Origin of the sequence: Pseudonocardia terrae, assembly GCF_021343995.1 — a bacterium.
Lineage (GTDB): Bacteria > Actinomycetota > Actinomycetes > Mycobacteriales > Pseudonocardiaceae > Pseudonocardia > Pseudonocardia terrae.
On the sequence record NZ_JAJTTE010000010.1, the window covers coordinates 30,492 to 49,041 of the forward strand.

At 74.1% G+C, this 18,550-nt stretch carries 14 protein-coding genes; 4 read left to right on the top strand and 10 right to left on the bottom strand.

The window, feature by feature from the left end; translation table 11 throughout:
• The first annotated feature begins 170 nt into the window (after positions 1–170).
• Positions 171–959: an E3 ubiquitin ligase family protein gene (locus LWC33_RS08860; RefSeq protein ID WP_233303769.1), complete on the top strand. Its 789-nt coding sequence runs from the start codon at positions 171–173 to the stop codon at positions 957–959.
• Positions 960–1,034: 75 nt separating this feature from the next.
• Positions 1,035–2,213, top strand: coding sequence for a CaiB/BaiF CoA transferase family protein (locus LWC33_RS08865; RefSeq protein ID WP_233303770.1), 1,179 nt, complete (start codon positions 1,035–1,037; stop codon positions 2,211–2,213).
• Positions 2,214–2,287: 74 nt separating this feature from the next.
• On the opposite strand, the gene LWC33_RS08870 is transcribed toward LWC33_RS08865, so the two are convergent.
• The gene (locus LWC33_RS08870; protein ID WP_233303771.1) at positions 2,288–3,964 is read right to left on the bottom strand and encodes a S1C family serine protease; all 1,677 of its coding nucleotides are present in this window, start codon (positions 3,962–3,964) and stop codon (positions 2,288–2,290) included.
• 114 nt (positions 3,965–4,078) lie between these two features.
• The gene (locus tag LWC33_RS08875; RefSeq protein WP_233303772.1) at positions 4,079–5,245 is read right to left on the bottom strand and encodes a thiolase family protein; all 1,167 of its coding nucleotides are present in this window, start codon (positions 5,243–5,245) and stop codon (positions 4,079–4,081) included.
• A 304-nt stretch (positions 5,246–5,549) separates the two neighbouring features.
• Here LWC33_RS08875 and LWC33_RS08880 point away from each other — a divergent pair, with 304 nt between their 5' ends.
• On the top strand, positions 5,550–6,812 hold the full coding sequence (locus LWC33_RS08880) for a TMEM165/GDT1 family protein (protein WP_233303773.1): 1,263 nt from the start codon (positions 5,550–5,552) through the stop codon (positions 6,810–6,812).
• 45 nt (positions 6,813–6,857) lie between these two features.
• On the opposite strand, the gene LWC33_RS08885 is transcribed toward LWC33_RS08880, so the two are convergent.
• Both LWC33_RS08885 and sfnG read right to left on the bottom strand, forming a co-directional pair.
• The gene (locus tag LWC33_RS08885) at positions 6,858–8,093 is read right to left on the bottom strand and encodes an acyl-CoA dehydrogenase family protein (RefSeq protein WP_233303774.1); all 1,236 of its coding nucleotides are present in this window, start codon (positions 8,091–8,093) and stop codon (positions 6,858–6,860) included.
• A 387-nt stretch (positions 8,094–8,480) separates the two neighbouring features.
• Positions 8,481–9,629 carry a dimethylsulfone monooxygenase SfnG gene (gene sfnG, locus LWC33_RS08890; protein WP_233303775.1) on the bottom strand — a complete coding sequence of 383 codons (1,149 nt, stop codon included), beginning with the start codon at positions 9,627–9,629 and terminating at the stop codon, positions 8,481–8,483.
• 280 nt (positions 9,630–9,909) lie between these two features.
• Here sfnG and LWC33_RS08895 point away from each other — a divergent pair, with 280 nt between their 5' ends.
• Complete coding sequence (locus LWC33_RS08895) at positions 9,910–10,704, top strand: DUF1684 domain-containing protein (protein ID WP_233303776.1); 795 nt, start codon at positions 9,910–9,912, stop codon at positions 10,702–10,704.
• A 53-nt stretch (positions 10,705–10,757) separates the two neighbouring features.
• Here the strand turns inward: LWC33_RS08895 and LWC33_RS08900 are convergent, their stop codons facing one another.
• From LWC33_RS08900 to LWC33_RS08925, 6 genes are all read right to left on the bottom strand, one after another.
• On the bottom strand, positions 10,758–11,606 hold the full coding sequence (locus LWC33_RS08900; RefSeq protein ID WP_233303878.1) for an alpha/beta fold hydrolase: 849 nt from the start codon (positions 11,604–11,606) through the stop codon (positions 10,758–10,760).
• A gap of 97 nt (positions 11,607–11,703) precedes the next feature.
• On the bottom strand, positions 11,704–12,015 hold the full coding sequence (mihF, locus tag LWC33_RS08905) for an integration host factor, actinobacterial type (RefSeq protein ID WP_037049162.1): 312 nt from the start codon (positions 12,013–12,015) through the stop codon (positions 11,704–11,706).
• A 189-nt stretch (positions 12,016–12,204) separates the two neighbouring features.
• Positions 12,205–12,654 carry a nuclear transport factor 2 family protein gene (locus tag LWC33_RS08910; RefSeq protein ID WP_233303777.1) on the bottom strand — a complete coding sequence of 150 codons (450 nt, stop codon included), beginning with the start codon at positions 12,652–12,654 and terminating at the stop codon, positions 12,205–12,207.
• Positions 12,655–12,705: 51 nt separating this feature from the next.
• Positions 12,706–14,049 carry an NAD(P)/FAD-dependent oxidoreductase gene (locus LWC33_RS08915; RefSeq protein ID WP_233303778.1) on the bottom strand — a complete coding sequence of 448 codons (1,344 nt, stop codon included), beginning with the start codon at positions 14,047–14,049 and terminating at the stop codon, positions 12,706–12,708.
• Between the two features lie 161 nt (positions 14,050–14,210).
• Positions 14,211–16,307 carry an LCP family protein gene (locus tag LWC33_RS35880; protein ID WP_233303779.1) on the bottom strand — a complete coding sequence of 699 codons (2,097 nt, stop codon included), beginning with the start codon at positions 16,305–16,307 and terminating at the stop codon, positions 14,211–14,213.
• A gap of 1,158 nt (positions 16,308–17,465) precedes the next feature.
• Positions 17,466–18,428 (bottom strand): hypothetical protein, encoded by a 963-nt coding sequence (locus LWC33_RS08925; protein WP_233303780.1) that lies wholly within the window; start codon positions 18,426–18,428, stop codon positions 17,466–17,468.
• Positions 18,429–18,550: the final 122 nt, after the last annotated feature.

Genomic DNA, 18,550 nt, shown 5'->3' on the forward strand with positions numbered 1-18,550 from the left:
TAGCGTGCCCGGACCCTATAGCCCGCCCGGTCCGGACGCACACGCTCGGGTGGTACGCGCAACCGGACGATCCGGGCGCCACCCGCACAGCCGGGTGTGGTGCCAGCACACCTGTCCCGGCCCCGCGCGCTGCCTAGCGTTCCCCTCACCGCTTCACGAGAGGGACGACGATGCTCTGGTTCGGGATCATCCTGCTGCTGGCGGCCTGTGGCTGCCTGTGGGCCGCGGCCCGGTCGCAGCGCAAGGTGCACGCCATGCTGGCCGCCGAGACGCTGTCGGTGCCGGAGCTGCTCGAGCTGCAGGGCATCTCGGCCGAGCTCACCGGGCCGGGCCACCTCCGCAAGGTGTGCGAGGTCGTCGGCGAGACGGCCCCGGCGCCGGTGGGGCTGCTGAGCTCCGAGCTCGCCGGCGTGGACTGCGTGTGGCACGCGCACCGCGTCCAGCGCCGCTACAAGCACTACGACCGCGACTCCGACGGCGACGTGCGCGTGACCACCCGGACCGAGACGGTCGCCGAGCTCAGCTCGCCGCACGGCTGGGCGCTGCTGCGCGACGGGCACACCGTCGGGGTCGACCACGGCGGAAGGCGGCCGGACGGCGTCGAGACCGTCGTCGACCGGTTCGAACCCGCGCACGACCTGCAGCCGCAGGGTGCACTGGCCGGGGCCGTCGCCGTGCTCGGCGCGCTGGCCGGCGGCGACCGCGACGAGACGATCGGCTACCAGCACACCGAGTGGGTGCTGCGTCCCGGCACCCGGATGTACGTGCTCGGCGAGGTCGACGACCGGGACGGGCCGCTCGTGATCCGCCCGCCGCGCGACGGCTCGCCGTTCGTGATGTCGACGCGGACCGAGGAGGAGCTCACCGACTCCGTCCGCAAGGGCCAGCGGATCTGGGCCTGGATCGGCGCCGGCCTCACCCCGGCCGGTCTCGCGCTGGTGGTGCTCGCGATCCTGTAGGGGCCGGTGCGCACCCCTGCGCGGCAAGTGGTGCCAGGACACCACGTGCCGCGCACGGCGGGCTATACAGGAACCGTGGCTGATCTCCCCCCGCTCGACCCCGAGGAGCCCACGCCGTCCGGCCCGTTGGCCGGGGTGGTGGTGGCCGACTTCTCCCGGGTCCTCGCCGGTCCCTACGCGACGATGCTGCTCGGCGACCTCGGTGCGACCGTCGTCAAGGTCGAGGGCCCGACCGGCGACGACACCCGCACCTGGCAGCCGCCCACGGTCGAGGGCCCCGACGGACCGGTCGCGACCTACTACCTGTCGATCAACCGGAACAAGCACTCCGTGGTGCTCGACCTCAAGGACCCCGAGGACCTGGCGGTCGCGCAGCAGCTCGCCGCCCGCGCGGACGTGCTGATCGAGAACTTCATGCCCGGCTCCACCGCGAAGTGGGGCCTGGACGTCGACAGCGTGCGCGAGACGAACCCGTCGGTCGTCTACTGCTCCATCAGCGGCTTCGGCGACCGGGGCGGGGCCAAGCTCGGCGGCTACGACCTGCTGATCCAGGCGACGTCCGGAATGATGAGCCTGACCGGCGACCCGGACGGCACGCCGTTCCGGGCGGGCGTCGCGGTGTTCGACGTGATGACGGGGCTGCACGCCGCCGTCGCGATCCTGGCGGCGCTGCGCCACCGCGACGCGACGGGCGAGGGCCAGCACGTGAAGACGAGCCTGCTGTCCGCGGCGTTGTCGAGCCTGGTCAACCAGACCTCGGCGTACGTCGCGGGCGGCGTGGTGCCGACGCGGATGGGCAACGCCCACCTCTCGCTCTTCCCCTACGAGCCGCTGCCCACCGGCGACGGCGAGCTGATCGTGATCGCCGCCAACGACCACCAGTTCCGCCGGCTCTGCGGTGCGCTCGACGCACCCGAGCTGCTCGAGGACCCGCGCTTCGGGTCGATGGTCGAGCGCACCCGGCACCGTGCGGAGCTGCGCCCGCTGCTGCTGGAGAAGCTCGCCACGAAGGGCGCGCAGGAGTGGTTCGACGTGCTGAGCGCGGCCGGCGTTCCCTGCGGCCCGATCAACACCGTCGACCAGGGCGTCGCGCTCGCGGAGAGCCTGGGCCTCGACCCCGTCGTGCACCCCGGCGGCGGGCCCGCCACGATCCGCAACCCGGTGGAGTACTCGGCCACCCCGCCGGACTACCGGCGCACGCCGCCCGCCCTGGGCGCGGACACCGAGGCCGTCAAGGCCTGGTTGAAGAGCTGAGAACGGGACGGGCCGGGCGGGGGAGGGGATCCCCGCCCGGCCCGTGCCGGTCCGACCGCCCGTGCGGCCGGATGTCAGTTGCCGCCGCCGCTGCTGCCGTTGCCGCTGCCGCCGCTGAACGGCGAGCCGCCGCCGAACGGGTTGAGCTGGCCGAACGGGTTGCCGCTGCCGCCGCCCTGGCTCGTACCGCCGCTGCTGGTCGTGGCGCCCGTGTCCTTGGTGCTTCCGAGCGTGACGTCGACCGTGCGTGCCGAGGAGCCGCTGCCGATCGTCAGCGTGATCTTGTCGCCGGGGGCGTAGGAGCCGATCCGGGCGACGAGGTCGGAGAAGTCGCTGACGGTCGCGTCGCCGACCTTGGTGACGACGTCGCCCTGCTTGATCCCGGCGGCCGCCGCGGGGCCGCCGTCCGTCACGGCCGCGATGGTGGCGCCGTTCCCCGCGCCCGACGACTGGGTGCTGCCCTGAACACCGAGCACCGGCTTGGTGGCGCTGCCGGAGTTGATGATCTCCTGCGCGACGCGGCGGGCCTGGTCGACCGGGATGGCGAAGCCGAGGCCCACGCTGCCGCTGCTCTGCCCCGCGGTGGCGATCGCGGAGTTGATGCCCACGACCTGGCCGTCGAGGTTCACCAACGGGCCGCCGGAGTTGCCCTGGTTGATCGGGGCGTCGGTCTGCAGGCCGTTGTAGACGACCCCGGAGCCGTCCTCGCCCTGCACCTGGACCGTGCGGTTGAGCGCGCTGACGATGCCCGTCGTGACGGTGCCCGTGAGGCCCTGCGGCGACCCGATCGCGACGACCTGCTGGCCGACCTTCACGTCGGCGGTGCGGCCGAGCTCGGCCGCGGTCAGCCCGGAGACGCCGTCGAGCTTGATGACGGCCAGGTCGTAGCTCGGCGAGGTGCCGACGACCGAGGCGGTGTGCTGCGAGCCGTCGCTCAGGGTGACCTGGATCTTGCCGGTCGAGCCCGCGACGACGTGGTTGTTGGTGAGCACGTCGCCGTCGGAGGTCAGGATCACGCCCGAACCCTCGGCAGTACCCTGGCCCGTGGTGACCCGGATGTCGACGGTGCTCGGGCTGGCCTTCGCCGCGGCCGCCTGGACCGTGCCGTTGGTCTGCACCGAGGAGGTGTTCGAGGCGGGCTGCCCGGACAGGGTGACCCCGCTCGAGGAGCCGCCGTGGTCCATCAGCGCGTAGGCGCCACCGAAGCCCGCGCCGCCGCCCACGACACCCGCGATGATCGCGGCCGCGATCACGGCCGTCCACGGGCGGGAGGGCTTGCGGGGCTGGTCGTCGTACACGAACGGGGAGTTCCCGCCGGGCGGCGGATCATTCGGGCCGCCCATCCCGGCGCCCAGCGGGTGGCCCGCGCCCTGCTGGGCGTACGGACCGTAGGCGGGGCTGCCGTAGGGGCGGGTGCCCTGGTCCCCGTGCCCGCTCGTCTGGGCGTAGCCGGGTGTGCCGTACAGGGAGCCGCGGCCGTACGCGTACGGCGAGCCGTAGGAGCGGGTCGGGTCGGTGTCGGCGCCGTGGGCGCCCTGGTCCCCGGACGCGGGCCGCGCGTACGGGTTCGTCGGGTGGGTGGCGCCGTCGGCGCCAGGGGCCCCGGTGTCGGAGCGGGTGGTGACAGCGCCGTGGTCGGTCTGCTGGGTGGGGGAGTCCCCGGCGGAGGCGCTGGCGGTGCCCTCGGTACCACCGGTGCTGTGCGCAACGTCCCCATCGGGCCGGGAGTGACCCCGCTGCTCGTCGGTCATGACACCGACTGTGCGCCCCGAAGCTGAGATCCGCCTGTGCTCGCGCTGGGAAAGGCCGTGCAGTACGGCACGTCTTCCGGTAAGGGGCCGCCGGCCCCTTACCGGAGAACGCGATCAGAGCAGCTCGACGATGGTGGCGTTCGCGGTACCGCCGCCCTCGCACATGGTCTGCAGGCCGTAGCGGATGCTCTTGTCCCGCATGTGGTGCAGCAGCCGGGTCATGAGGATCGTGCCGGAGGCGCCCAGGGGGTGGCCGACGGCTATCGCCCCGCCGAGCGGGTTGAGCACCTTGTCCTCGGCGCCCAGCTCGGCCTGCCAGGCCAGCGGCACGGGGGCGAAGGCCTCGTTGACCTCGAAGGCACCGATGTCGGAGATCGACAGGCCGCTCTTGCGGAGCACCTTCTGGGTGGCCGGGATCGGCCCGGTCAGCATCATCAGCGGGTCGGCGCCCGAGACCGCGCCGGAGTGGTAGCGCGCGATCGGGGTCAGCCCGAGCTCCTTCGCCTTCTCCGGGGTCGTGATCAAGGTGGCCGACGCGCCGTCGGAGATCTGCGAGGCGTTGCCCGCGTGGATCACCCCGTCCTCGCGGAAGGACGGCTTGAGCTTCGCGAGCTTCTCGGCGGTGGTGCCGCGGCGCAGGCCCTCGTCGGCGGTGAAGTCGTCCTTGCCGGGGATCCGCACCAGCTGGCCGTCGAACGCGCCCGCGTCGATGGCGGCGGCGGCGAGCTCGTGGGAGCGCGACGAGTACTCGTCCAGCCGCTGCCGGCTGAAGCCCCACTTCTTCGCGATCCGCTCGGCGCCGATGCCCTGGTTGAAGTCCTCGTTCGGGAACTCACCGCTGGTCAGGTCGGCCTCGTAGCGCTCGCGCACCAGCGGGCCGAACGGGCGGCCGAGGTCGCGGCCCGCGCCGAGGGGGACCCGGGTCATGGCCTCCACGCCACCGGCCACCACGACGTCGTACTGGCCGGACATGACCATGCCCGCGGCGAAGTCGAAGGAGGACTGGCTGGACCCGCAGGCCCGGTTGATCGTGACGCCGGGGACGGTCTCCGGCCAGCCGGCCGCGAGCACGGCGTACCGGCCGATCTGCGCCGCCTGGTCGCCGACCTGGTTCACACAGCCCCACACGACGTCGTCGATCACGTCGGGGTCGATGCCGGTGCGCTGCTGCAGCGCCCGCAGGACGTACGCCGACAGGTCGGCGGGATGCACGTCGGCGAGCGAGCCGTTGCGCTTCCCGATGGGGGTGCGCACCGCGTCGACGATGACGGCCTCGGGCATGGTTCCTCCGCGTCCTCTTCTGCTGCTATCTGAACGAACGTACGACACTGTGGCGCCGTCGAGAACCCCAGTGAACTACCTCACGGGCACGCAACGGGTGTCGAGCGGACTGGATCGATGAGGTAGGTTCCTCGCAGCGAAGGGGAGTAGCTCTCAACATCGCGGTCGACATACTGGCGATCCGTATCGCCCGGCTGCGGGGCCTGACCACCACCAGGCGAGCGAGACCTTCGATCCGGTTCACGTCGGATCGAAGAGACCCCCGTTTCCTCGATCCGGCCCGAGATCGAGGGGTTGTGTGGCGATGCAGGACGTGCTCTCGGCGTTCCTGATCAGTTTCGGTGTGATCTTCGTGGCCGAGCTGGGCGACAAGTCCCAGCTCATGGCGCTGACGTTCGCGACCCGCTACAAGACCTGGCCCGTCCTGCTGGGCATCACGATCGCCACCTCGGTCGTGCACCTCGTGTCCGTCGCCGTGGGCTACGGCCTCGGCGCCACCATCCCGACCGGCTGGGTCGCGCTCGCCGCGGCCGTCGCGTTCCTCGGGTTCGGCGCCTGGACGCTCAAGGGCGACTCGCTGTCGGACGACGAGCAGGACAAGGTCAACCGCAAGGCCAGATCGGCCGTCGTCGCCGCGTCGGTGGCGTTCTTCCTGGCCGAGCTGGGCGACAAGACGATGCTGGCCACGATCACGCTGGCCGCCCAGCACGGCTGGTTGGGCGTGTGGCTGGGCTCGACGCTCGGCATGGTCGCGGCCGACGCGCTGGCGATCGTCGTCGGCCGCCAGCTCGGCAGACGGCTGCCGGAGCGGACGATCCGCTACGGCGCGGCCGTGCTGTTCGTGGTGTTCGGCGTGGTGCTGCTGCTCGACGCGGTCGGCCAGCTCAGCGGCCGCGGGGCCTGGGAGGTCGTGTCCGAGGCCCTGAACCACAACCTCGCCGCCTGGCTCGCCGTCGGGCTCGGGGTCGTCGCCTGTGTGCTGGTCGGCCTCGGCCGGCGGTGGGCTCGGGCAGGTGCCCGCCGCTCGCCGGCACGGACGGGGCTCGGCTCGCCGGCCTGGTGGTCGCAGGCCCTGTTCGGGGTCGCGGTCGTGCTGGGTCTGGTCGCCCCGCTGCTCGTCGCGTTCGACGTCATCGAGCCGATCGCCGTGTTCAGCTCGCCGGGCTGGGCCGTGGTCGGCGTCGGGCTGCTGCTGCTCGGCGTGGCGGTGGTGCTGGCCTCGCTGGTCCAGATGGGCTCCGCCCGCCGCCGCGGCCAGGGCCTGGCCCTGACCGACAGCGGCTTCTACGCCCGCGTCCGCAACCCCGCCTTCACCGGCATGGTGGTCGCCACCGCCGGCGGGCTGATCATGGCGCCGACCATGCTCGGTGTGCTCGCCACCCTGCTGATCGTCGTCGCCGTGCAGATCCAGGCGCGCGCGGTGCGCGAGCCCGGCCTCTCCCGGGCCCTGGGCGAGGAGTACGCGGAGTACCTCGCGCGCACGGGCCGGTTCCTGCCGCGGCTGCGCACCCCGCACCCCGAGCGGGGCTCCGGCCTGCCCCTGGACGACGGCGAGCGCGTCGGCTGAACGCCGCGGGGGCGGTCCCTCCCGGGGCCGCCCCCGCGGTGCCGGTCAGCTGTACCAGGTCGGCTCGGGCAGCTCGTCGCGCAGCAGGAACGCCCCCACCTCGCGCCGCTTGTAGGCGACGGGGTCGTGCAGGGTGTGGGTGCGGACGTTGCGCCAGAAGCGGTCGAAGCCCAGCTCGGTCGCGGTGGCCCGGGCGCCGAGTCCCTCGAAGACCCTGCTGGTCACCTCGAGCGCGACGTCCGTGGCCCGCGCCTTGACGGCCGCGACCCGGACCTCGTGCTCGCCGCGCTCCTGCGGCGCGACGTCCCAGGCGTCCCGGTGGATGGCCAGGCCTTCCTCGGCCACCCGGTCGGCCAGGGCCTCGACCGCCCACAGCTTCGACGCGAGGTCGCCGTAGAGGTCGAGCTGGTACGGCTCGTCGACCGCCCGCTCCTGCCCGCCGTGCAGCCACGGCCGCGTCCGGGTGCGGGTGTACTCCGCGGCCTCCTCGAGGGCGCCGCGCGCGATGCCCAGGTAGAAGCTCACGAACACCAGCTGGATCGTCGGGACGTTCAGGGTGTTGTAGACGCGCGGCTCGAACACCTTGCCCCGGAAGCCGGCGGCCTGCTCCCACGGCACCTGGACCTCGGAGATCGTGACGCTGCCGCTCTCCGTGAGCCGCTGGCCGATGTTGTCCCAGTCGTCGTGGAACGTGATGCCGGGCTGCCGGCTCGGCACGATCGCGAAGACGTGCGTCCCAGGAGCATCGGGATCAGCGCCGTCGAGCACGCCCTCCAGCACGGTGACGTCCGAGACCCTGCTGCCCGTGGAGAAGGACTTGCGGCCGTTGTAGACGAGGTGGTCACCGGCGTCGCGGATCACGACGTCCTCGTCGCGCGGGTTCACCGCGCCGCCGAAGAACCAGCGCTGCCGGGTGGCCTCGGCCTCGACGGCCTCGATCTGCTCGCGGGTGCCGACGAGGCGGGCGGCCCAGAACCACAGCAGGTGGTAGCCGAGCAGCTGGCCGATCGAGCCGTCGCCGGCGGCGACCTCGCGGATCACCCGGTAGGCGAGCGGCCACTCCTGGCCGCCGCCCCCGTGCTCGGCCGGGCCGAGCAGCGTGACCAGGCCGGCGTCCTTGAGCAGCTGGACCTCGGCGTGCGGCGTCTCCCCCGCACGGTCGCGGGCGGCGGCGTCCGCGGCGAGGATCGTGCGCACCTCGCGGGCCCGGGCGAGCCACTCGTCGGGCGTGGTGGGGATGGTGGTGAAGCGGGTGGTGGGTCGGTTCTCGAGCGTGGTCATGTCAGGTCCTGTCGTGTGCGGAGGAGCGCGTGGCGCGGCGGCCCGCCGGTGCGGGTCGTGCGGCGGCCGGGACGGCGACACCGGCGACCGCGGCGGGCGGGCACCGGGAAGCGGGCCGCCGGACACGCGGAAGAGAGCTCGCGTCATGGATCCATGACGCGAGAAAAAGCGTCCGGAAATCGCGCTGTGGAACCATGATGCGCAAAAACGGCGCCTGGAGACGCGTTATGGCTCCATAACGCGTTCGAACGGCGTCGACGTCAGCGAGCGGGACCCGGACAGGACTGGGCGCCGACGCGGGCGTGGTCGATGTGCCGGCGGCGGGTCAGCCAGGCGTGGGCCGCCCCTGCCGGGACCACGCCGCGCCGGGGCGGGCGCGGCACCGGATCAGGAACCCGCGACGAGCGCGGGCTCGCGGGCGGCGAGCTCCGCCTCCTTCTCCCGGACGATCGGGAGCACGTGCCGCCCGAAGTACTCGATCTCCTCCTGGAAGTGCAGGAAGCCCAGGAGCAGCAGGTTCGCCCCCCGCCGCTTGTACTCGATCGCCCGGTCCGCGATCTGCTCCGGCGTGCCGATGAGCTGGGTACGGAAGCCGTCGTTGTACTGGACCAGGTCCTCGAAGCTCGAGTCCGCCCACATCCCGCGCTTGTCGCCCGTCGACGCCCCCGCCTGCTGCACCGAGGCCCGGAAGCCCTCGACCGCCTCGACGTTGGCCTTCGCGACGATCTCGCGCAGCTGCTCGCGCGCCTCGCGCTCGCTGTCGCGGGCGATGACGAAGCCGTTGAGCCCGAACCGCACCGCGCCGGGGCCGATCTCCGGACGGCCGGCGTCGCGGGAGTGCCCGCGCACCTCGCGCACCTGCTCGGTGAAGCCGTCGTAGTCCTTGCCGTTGGAGAAGTACCAGTCGGCGACGCGGCCGCCGTTGCGGCGGGCGGCGGTGGAGTTCCCGCCCTGGAAGATCTCCGGGTGCGGCCGGCCGGGCACCGCGACGGGCTTGGGCTTCAGGTCGAAGTCGTGGATGCGGTAGAAGTCGCCGCGCAGCTCGGCGTGGTCGCTGGTCCAGATCTCGCGCAGCGCGCGGATGAACTCCTCGGAGCGGCGGTAGCGCTCGTCGTGCTCGAGCCACGGCTCGCCCAGCGACGTGAACTCGTCCTTGAACCAGCCGCTCACGACGTTGACCGCGGCCCGGCCGCCGGAGAGGTGGTCGGCCGTCGCGACCCACTTGGCCAGCACGCCCGGGTGCCACAGCCCCGGGTGCACGGCCGCGATGACCTTGAGCCGCTCGGTGGCGAGCAGCAGGGCGAGCGAGAAGCTCGTGGACTCGTGCTGATGGTCGGCGCCGTACGACGCCATGTACCGGACCTGGGACAGGGCGTACTCGAAGCCGTTGTCCTCGGCGGTCCGGGCGAGCTTCCGGTTGTACTCGTAGCCCCAGTCGGTGCGCTGCTCGATCGTGCTGGTGACGAGGCCGCCGCTGACGTTGGGCACCCAGTAGGCGAACTTCAGCGGCTCGGTGAGGGAGTGGGGGGACGACACGGGATGCTCCTGCGGGAGGTGAAGGGAGTCGGGACGCGCGGGACCGCGGGTCAGCGACAGGCGCAGGAGACGACGATCTTGTGGTCGACGTGACGCCGGCGCGTCAGCAGGATCGTGGCCACGCAGCGAGCACACCAGACGCGGCACCGGCAGGTCAACCGACCTCCCACATCACGAACCGCGTCCGGACAATCGGGCGGCCCTGCGGGGCGTCCGATCCAGGGGACGGGAATCGTCGTCGCGACGAAATGCGGCGGCCCCGGCACGCGTTGCCGCGGGTGTGACGACCACGGAGAGCACCCTGCAGCAGGACTGGGACACCTGGCACGCCGAGCGGGAGGAGGAGCTCCGCACGCCGCACGGCTGGCTCAGCCTCACCGGGCTGTACTGGCTGACGGAGGAGCCCACCGCCCTCCCGGGCCTGCCCGGCACCTGGCGCGCCACCGGCGACGGTGGCGTCGAGCTGACCGCCGCGGCCGCCGACGGGCTCGTGGCCCGGGGTGCTCCGGTGGACGGCACCGTCCGGCTGGAGCCGCGCGACGGTCTGCCCGGAGCCCTGGTCGTCGCGGGCGAGCGGAAGATCGAGGTCGTCCGGCGCACCGACACCTACGCGCTGCGCGTCCGCGACCCACAGGCCCCCACCCGCACCGGCTTCACCGGGGTCCCGGCGTTCCCGGCGGAGGAGCGCTGGGTGGTCGACGCCCGGTTCGAGCCCTACGCCGAGCCGCGCCGGATCACCGTCGGTGCCGTCGTCGACGGGCTGAACCACTTCCCGACGGCCGTCGGCACCGTGCGGTTCGCGGTCGCGGGTACCCCGCAGGAGCTGGTCGCGCTGGCGGGCAAGGACGGCGGACTGACCCTGCACTTCCGTGACGCCACCTCCGGCGACACCACCTACGGCGGCGGGCGCATCCTGCGGGTCGACCGGCCGGGGCCCGACGGCACGCTGCGCATCGACCTCAACCGCGTCGTCAACCTGCCGTGCGCCCTCACCGCGTTCGCGACCTGCCCGCTGCCGCCGGAGGGCAACGTCCTCTCCGTCGCCGTCGAGGCGGGGGAGAAGCTGCCCGTGTGAGCCGTCGGCCGAGACCGTGATCCGGTCCGCGAGGTCGGCGTCGGAGGGTTGTCCTACAGCGGCGCGTACTCCCGCGTGTGCGCCAGGACGGCCGCGGCCACCGGCTCGACGACCGTCGGGTTGAGCGCGTGCCCCATGCCCTGCACCCGGACCAGTCGGCCGGCGCCGAGCGCGCGGGCGAGGTGCCCGGCGTGCGGGGGCGGGTTCACCGGGTCCTCGGGGGCCTCGATGACGAGCGTCGGCACGGTGACCCCGGGGAGCTCCGCCCCGCGGTCCAGCCCGTCCGTGTCCGCGACGGCGTGCGCGGCCGGGTTCTCCACCCGCCCGGAGTGCGCGACCACCCGCTCCTCCAGCGCGCGGAACCCCGCGGCGTCGAACGGGGTGCCGGTGCCGTTGAGCAGCCGCCAGTGCTCGACCCGCCAGGCCAGCTCGCCCTCGAGGTCGCGGTCGTCCGTGAACTCGCCCCACAGCCGCAGCAGCGCCGGGTCGGGGCCGGGCAGCTCGGGATCGCCGTACGCGCCCAGCGCGGCGGTGCACAGGACGGTCGCGGTGAGCAGCCGGTCGGGGTGGTCGAGCAGGAGCAGCTGCACGAGCGTGCCGCCCATCGACATCCCGACGACGTGCGCCCGCTCGATCCCGAACGCGTCGAGCACCGCGAGGGCGTCGGCGGCGAGGTCGCGGATCGCGTAGGGGGCCGCGTCGAAGGCGTGCGTGGACCGGCCGGTGTCGCGGTGGTCGTAGCGGAGGACGCGGTGCCGCTCGGCGAGGCGGTCGAGCAGCGCGTCCGGCCACGCCAGCCCCGACGCGTTCGCGCCCATCACGAGCAGCAGCGGCTCGGCGTCCGGGGTCGGGCCCGGGATCTCCTCGGCCCACACCTGCACGCCGGGGGCCACGTCGACCATCAGTTCCACGCCATGAGCGTAGAGAACGCGAACACCCGGCCCGGCGGGAGGCCGGACCGGGTGCGGGGAACCGCCGGGCGTCAGGACGCCCGACGGCTCACTTGAGCGCGTCGAGCAGCGCCTGGCGCTGGCGCTCGCCGAGGCCGGCGGCGCGGCGGGACGCGTCGATCCCGGTGCGCTCGAGCAGCGCCGAGACCTTGGCCGGGCCGTAGCCGGGGAGGCTCTTGAGGAGGTCCGCGACCTTGGTCTTGCCGACGATCTGGTCGGACTTCGCCCGGTCGAGCACGGCGGGGATGGTCTCCTCGCCCTTCGCGATCTTGTCCCGGAGCTCCTTGCGCGCCGTACGGGCCGCGGCGGCCTTCTTGAGCGCCTCCTGGCGCTGTTCGGGGGTCAGTGCGGGCAGTGCCATGGTGAGTGCTCCTCTCCTGTCGCCATCGACCACCCGCTCGGGGTGCGTCGGTGGTCGTTCCTGGTACAGCGTGGCCCATAGCGTGGCAGAACGCCGACGGCGCCACGCGGGAACCCCCAGTTCAGAGGCCCGAAAGCGTCGATAACGGTGTCGCAGAACCGCGAACGGCCGGTTCCGGACGCCGGACGGTCAGCGCGCGGCGAGCTGCCGGCGCAGCCGGACGTCGTCCCAGAGCGTCCGGACGGAGGCGATCCGGCCCTGCCGGACGGCCACCACGGACACCGCCAGAACGCGTACGGAGCGGCCGGTCGGCGGCACTCCGGGGAGCAGCCAGGGCAGCTCGCGGTCGTGCGTGAACGTCCACCGCAGCTCGTCGACGAGCCCGCGCGTGTCGACCGTGCGCGAGATCCGCCGCCGTGCGAGGTCCGCCGGCAGGTGCGGGACGACCGTGTCCGCGAGGTGCCGCTCGACCTCCGCCCGGTCGTTGCCCCCGGTCATCGCGGGCATGTCGACGAGCACGGCCTCCGGGGCGAGCAGGGCCGCGGCGGCCGCCGCGTCGCCCCGCTCGTACACGGCCGACCAGAAGTCGTCCCAGACGCGCTCGGCCTCGCGCATCAGGACCTGCATGGCCGGGGTCACGGCCCCGACGTTAGGTGGCGGCCCGGCGATCTCCAACCGGGCCGACGGCGGCTATGCGGCTTCGTGATGATGTTTCGCGACGGCGTGCGCTCCCGTCACCGTGATCAGCCGGTGGCCGCGGTGGCGCGCGTAGCGCAGCGAACGGACCCAGCTGAACAGCGTGCCGAACCGGTTGCCCCAGCCGATCAGGAACATGACGTGCACGTAGCACCAGAGCAGGAAGGCGAAATAGCCGGTGATCTTGAACCCGCGCACGTCGGCGACCGCCTGACGGGCGCCGATCGTGGCCATGCTGCCCTTGTCGAAGTACCGGAACGGGGCCGGGGTCGTGGTGTCGCCCTTGGCCCGGTTCGCGATGAGCTTGCCCACGTAGGTGCCCTGCTGCATCGCCACCTGTGCCACGCCGGGCAGCCGGTCGACGGTGGTGACCATGTCGCCGATGGCGTAGACGCCGTCGGCACCGGGCAGGCTGCAGTCCGGGTCGACGGCGAGCCGCCCCGCCCGGTCCGTCTCGGTGCCCGTGGCCTTGGCCAGCAGGGCGGCGAGCGGCGAGGCCTGGACGCCCGCGGCCCAGATCTTCGTGCGGGCGGTGATGGTGTCGACGCCCTGCGGCCCCTTCACCGTGATCGAGTCGTCGTCCATGTCGGTGGCGGCGGTGTTGAGCCGGATCTCGACGCCCATCTTCTCCAGGCGGCGGTGCGTGTACTTCTGCAGCTTCGGCGCGAAGGGCGGCAGGACCGAGGGCGCGGCGTCGAGCAGGATGATCTTCGCCGAGCGGGTGTCGATCGAGCGGTACTCCTTCGGCAGCACGTAGCGGGCGAGCTCCGCGAGCTGTCCGGTGATCTCGACCCCGGTCGGGCCGGCGCCGACGACGACGAAGGTCAGGTAGCTGTCCCGTTCCTTCTCGTCCGTCGCGATCTCGGCCAGCTCGTAGGCGCCGAGGATCTGGCTGCGCAGCGCCCGCGCGTCCTCGATGCTCTTCATGCCGGGCGCGTACTGGCTCCACTCGTCGTGCCCGAAGTAGGCGTGGGTCGCGCCGCCGGCGACCACCAGGTAGTCGTACGGCAGGTCGAGGCGCTGGTCGTTCGGCGCGAGCGCGCGTACGACCTTCTTCTCGAGGTCGATGTCGTAGACCTCGGCGAGCAGGGTGCGGGTGTGGGCCTGCTTCTTCACCACCCGGCGCAGCGCCGGCGCGATCAGGCCGGGCGACAGGATGCCGGTGGCCACCTGGTACAGCAGCGGCTGGAACAGGTGGTGGTTGGTCCGGTCGACGAGCGTCACGTCGACGTCGGCGTGGGCCAGCGCCTTGGCGACGCGCACCCCGCCGAACCCGCCGCCGACGACGACGACCTTCGTGCGGCCCTCGCGGGCGGGGATGTCCCCAGTGCTGCTCACGTCCGTCTGCCCCTCCGGTGTTCCGGTGCCCGGGCCGGCGCGTGCCGGTGTCCGGTTCGTACCGGTGTCTGGTGTACCGCAGCCCGGGCGCCGTCGCAGGACTGCGAGAGCAGCGTAATAGCGGTGCGCGGCGACCGTGCGCCGGGCGGGAGCCACGGGACTCAGTTGCCCCCGGTGCCGCTCTCCGTCCCGCCGCCCGTCCCGCCGCCCGTCCCGCCGCCCGTCCCGCTCCCGTCACCCGCCGTCGGCGCGGCCGCGGCGGCGCAGGAGTCGGCGAGGGAGGTCGGGGCCGCGGATCCCGTCGCGGTCGCGTCCGAACCCGACGTCTCCGGCGTCGCCGGGGTGCTCGGCGCGGCGGACGTCGTGGGCGGGGCCGCCGCCGCGGGCGGCGGGTTGATCGCGTCCTGCACGACCTTCTGCATGTACTCGACGTCCGGGCGCGAGGTGTCGAACTTGCCGTCCGGTTCCTTCGGGTCCGGCAGGCTCGGGTCGAACGAGATGCTCTGCAGGTGGAAGCCGTCGCCGGCCAGCGAGACCAGCGCCGGGAGCACCGCCTGCGGGATGTTCGTGTCGACGTTGTCCTTGGTCGCCTGCGCCACCTGCTGGAAGTTGGCCAGCAGGTCCGTCGGGCTCTTCTGGTTCAGCACGGCCTGGATGAGGCAGCGCTGGCGGCTCATCCGCTGGTAGTCGTTGCTGTCGCGGCGGGAGCGCGCGAACCAGAGCGCCTGCTCGCCGTTGAGGTTCTGCACCCCGGGCTCGATGTAGCCGTCGGGCTTGACGTGCCGGCCGTCGGCGGTGACGCCGTTGATCGGCAGCGGTACGGGACCGACGTCGACCGTCACGCCGCCCAGCGCGTCGATCAGCGTGGAGAAGCCCGCCATGTTGACCTCGAGGAAGTAGTCGATCGGCAGGCCCGTCATGTACGAGATCGACGACTGCAGGAGGTTCAGCCCGATGTCGTTCGTCGGGCCGGTGGGCGCCACCGCGGGGTTCTCGTGCGCGTAGGCGTACACGGCGTTGAGCAGGTAGTTGCCGGACAGCGGGTCGGCCGGGTCGTGGAAGCCCTGCGGGAACTTCTTCGCCATGGGCGAGCCGGGCGGGAACTCGGCGCGCTGGATGTTGCGCGGCAGCCCGAAGATCGTGGTGCGGCCGGACTTCGTGTCGATGCTGGCCACCATCATGGTGTCGGTGCGCGCGCCGGTGCGGTCCGGGCCGGCGTCGCTGCCCAGCAGCAGGACGTTCAGGCGCGGCTTGTTGATCGCCTCCGCGGCCGCGGTGCCGCCGGCGCCACCGCCGAACAGGTCGTTGAGCAGGGAGCGCTGCGAGTTGGCCAGGTCGGCCGCGTAGCCGAACGGCACGGCGATGGCCATGCACAGCACGGCTGCGACGGCCGTGCCCAGGATCTTGCGTCCGGCGCCCATGTTCCGCGGGCGGGCCAGGGCGTAGGTCCGGGCGATCTGGGCGATCCAGCCGAGCGCAGCCACGAGTGCGACGACCGCGCCGACGGCGAGGACCGTCGTCGACACCGCGTTCTCGAGCAGCGCCCGCCGGCTCATCGTCAGGACCGCGATCACGCCGGCCGCCACGACCAGCAGGAACAGGCCGAGGATCAGCCCGCCGGTGCGGCGGCGGCGCAGGAGCAGGTGCCCGGTACCGGGGATCAGCGTCGACGCGGCGGTGGTCGCCAGCGCGCCGCGCAAGGTCCGCCGCGCGGTGGCCCTGCGGGCCTTCCCGCGCCCGGTGCCGGTGGCGTCCTCCCCGGCCTCGGCGCGCCGGCGGGCGGCGCGCTCGGCCGCGGCCTCGTTCGCGGGGATGCGGCGGGGGACGCGGGCCTCGGCGGGGTCGTCGAGGCCGCCGGCCCCGGCCGCCGTGCGGGTCTCGGTCCGGGCGTCGGTGCGGGCCGTCCCCTGCGCACCGGCGGACCGGGGGAGCGCGCGGGTCGGGACGCCCGAGACGTCGGATCCGGTGCGGGTGGCCGCGGTGCCGGAGGTGTCGGTGGAGCTGCCTCCGGGCGGGAGCGTCCCGGGCCGCCGGCCGGTCTGACCGGGCGGGAGGCCGTCCGGACCGATGAGGGCGCGGGTGCGGTGCGTGGCGGCGCCCTCGGGGCGGCGGGAGCCCGGGCGGCGGTCGCCCGGTCGGCCGGGTCGACCGGCCTGGCCGGGCTGGTCGGGCTGGTCGGCTCGTGCGGGTCGGTCGGGTCGCCCGGTGCCCGGCGGCCGGCCGGGGTCGGACGGGGAGCGGCGGGCCTGGTCCGGCACGCCTCCAGGGGCGCCGGGCCGTCCCGGGGGAACACCGGGGCCGCCGAGCCCGGAGGCGCTGGCACTGCGGTCGCCGGGCGGGGGCTCCCCGGGGCGGCCGGGGGCACCGGGGCCCGGGGGCCGGGCGCGGCCGCCCTGCGCGGCACGCCCCTCGGGAGGGGGTCCCTGGGCGGGCCCGCCGCGGGGCGGACCGTCGGCACGGCCCGGGTTGCGCGGGGCGGCACCGGACCGCGGGTCGGGGCCGCGATCGGCGCGACCCGGAGCGCCGGGGCCGTTCCGACCGTCCGGACCACCCGGCGTCGAGCGTGCGCCGCGGCTGCGGTCGCCGGACCGGTCGTCCGGACCCGGACGACCGGGGTGTGAGGGGGAGCCGTTCGGGGAACCACCCGGGGCAGGCCCACCCGCGCGTCCCGGAGGCGGGGCGCTCGCGGATCGGTCGGGGCGGCGTGCGCCGCGGCCGAGATCCGGTGCCGGCGGCCGGCCGCTGGCGCTCGGCCTGCTGCGCGACGGGACGTCGGGGCCGGTGGGGCCCGGGGCACCGGGGCCGGGCACCGCGGGGGCGCCGCGGCCGTTCCGGCCCGCCGGACGCTGGGCGGGACCCTGCTGGCCGGGGCCGGGCTGACCGGGACCGGGCTGGCCGGGACCGGGCCGGGTAGGACCGCGCTGGGCAGGATCGGACGGGTTCGGGCGTTCCGCGTCCGGGCCGTGCCGCCGCGAGGGCCACGGCTCACGCGGAGCCGGCGCCTCGCCGGGCCGGCCGTTCACCCGGTTGCGAGGGCCGGGCGCGGAGGGATCGCCGGTGCCGTTCCCGGCCCGCCGGGTCGGAGGCTCCTGCACGAGCGGCCGCTCGGCGCGGCGGGGCCACGGCTCGCCGGAGCGCGCGGGGCGTCGTCCGGAGGGGACGTCGGCGGGCTCACGGGCATCCCGGCCGTCGCCGGGCACGCGGGCGTCCTCGCGGGCGCGTCCGGTACGTGCGTCGTCGGCCACGTCGGACACCCCCTTCTCCACAGACGACTCGGGACCGTACGGGCTGGTACGTGAGGCGGGGGTGGGCGGGCGTCCTCGGCGGAGGGCGCCGGGTCCACCGCCGGCACGCGGGATCTCGACGGCGAGATCCCGGCGAGGATACTGCCCGTCACGACACGGCCGGGGGTACCCCTACTGGTAGGAGACGAAGACCGGTCGGCCAGGTCCGACGGCCAGCGTCTCGGCCGGTCCGAACATCGGCCGGTCCTCGTCGTAGAAGTTCTTCCAGCCCCAGGTGACGCCGGGCGGGACACCCTGGTGCAGACGGTTCCAGGTCTCCATCTTCGCCCCACGCGTGCCGAAACCGTCGGCGTGCAGCAGGACGGACAATTCGTCACGGTCCGTGACGAGTTGCTCGCGGTTCCGGATCATCTGCGGCTGGAACTGGTGGAGCATCAGCAGTTTCTGCGGCAGGCGTGCCTCCCGGTTGAGATCGGCGAGCCAGGTCACGACGGCGTTGACCTCCGCCGCGTCGACCGAGCCCACCTGGACCCGGTGCTTCTGCCCCGGGCGGAGCCGCCACTCGGGATCGAGGGCGAGCCCGACGTTCGGCCGCCGCAGCAGGTCGGTGTAGCGGCGGGCCTGGGTGAGGAAGTCGCTGCGGCCGGGCTGGAGGTCGAGCACGACGTACACCCCGGCCTCCGCGGCCGCGTCGACCCACGGCAGGAGGTCTTCGGGCCGGGACTCCGCCGAGTAGTCGCCGTCGGCCCCCGGGGCCGCGCTCGCGACCGTCGCGATGATCTCGAAGGCCGGCACGACCGGCTCACCGGCGAACGGTGCGTACTGGGCCGCGAGGTCACGGGCGCGCTGCACCGAGGCGGCGGTGCCCTGCTCGCCCAGCACGCCGAGCGCCGGTGCCCCCGGATGGCCGTAGAGGGCGACCATCATGCGCCCGGGGAAGAGGGTGCGGCCGCCTCCGGGCAGCTCGGGCACGGGCGGCGGGGTGGAGGTGGTCGCGGCCGGAGACGCCGGCGCGCTCGACGATCCCGCGGCCGGGTCGAGCGGTGCGGCGGCGCTGCTCGCGCACCCGCAGAGCAGCAGCACGCAGCCGAGAAGGGGGAGCAGGTGCCGGAGCCACGTCGCCGCGCGAGCCATCGGTGATCACGCTAGGCGCCGCTCGGTCGGCGTCGCCCGGCGACACGCGGTGCGCGACGAAGGGTGCACCCGGTCGGCCCAGCGGTCGAGGACGCGCCGGGCGGCCGGTGCGGTGAGGGTGT

Coding starts and splice junctions, on each gene's coding strand:
- mihF (WP_037049162.1), bottom strand. CDS start 12,015: ATGGCACTGCCCGCACTGACCCCCGAACAGCGCCAGGAGGCGCTCAAG.
- LWC33_RS08870 (WP_233303771.1), bottom strand. CDS start 3,964: ATGACCGACGAGCAGCGGGGTCACTCCCGGCCCGATGGGGACGTTGCG.
- LWC33_RS08900 (WP_233303878.1), bottom strand. CDS start 11,606: ATGGTCGACGTGGCCCCCGGCGTGCAGGTGTGGGCCGAGGAGATCCCG.
- LWC33_RS08925 (WP_233303780.1), bottom strand. CDS start 18,428: ATGGCTCGCGCGGCGACGTGGCTCCGGCACCTGCTCCCCCTTCTCGGC.
- LWC33_RS08885 (WP_233303774.1), bottom strand. CDS start 8,093: ATGACCACGCTCGAGAACCGACCCACCACCCGCTTCACCACCATCCCC.
- LWC33_RS08860 (WP_233303769.1), top strand. CDS start 171: ATGCTCTGGTTCGGGATCATCCTGCTGCTGGCGGCCTGTGGCTGCCTG.
- LWC33_RS08880 (WP_233303773.1), top strand. CDS start 5,550: ATGCAGGACGTGCTCTCGGCGTTCCTGATCAGTTTCGGTGTGATCTTC.
- LWC33_RS08875 (WP_233303772.1), bottom strand. CDS start 5,245: ATGCCCGAGGCCGTCATCGTCGACGCGGTGCGCACCCCCATCGGGAAG.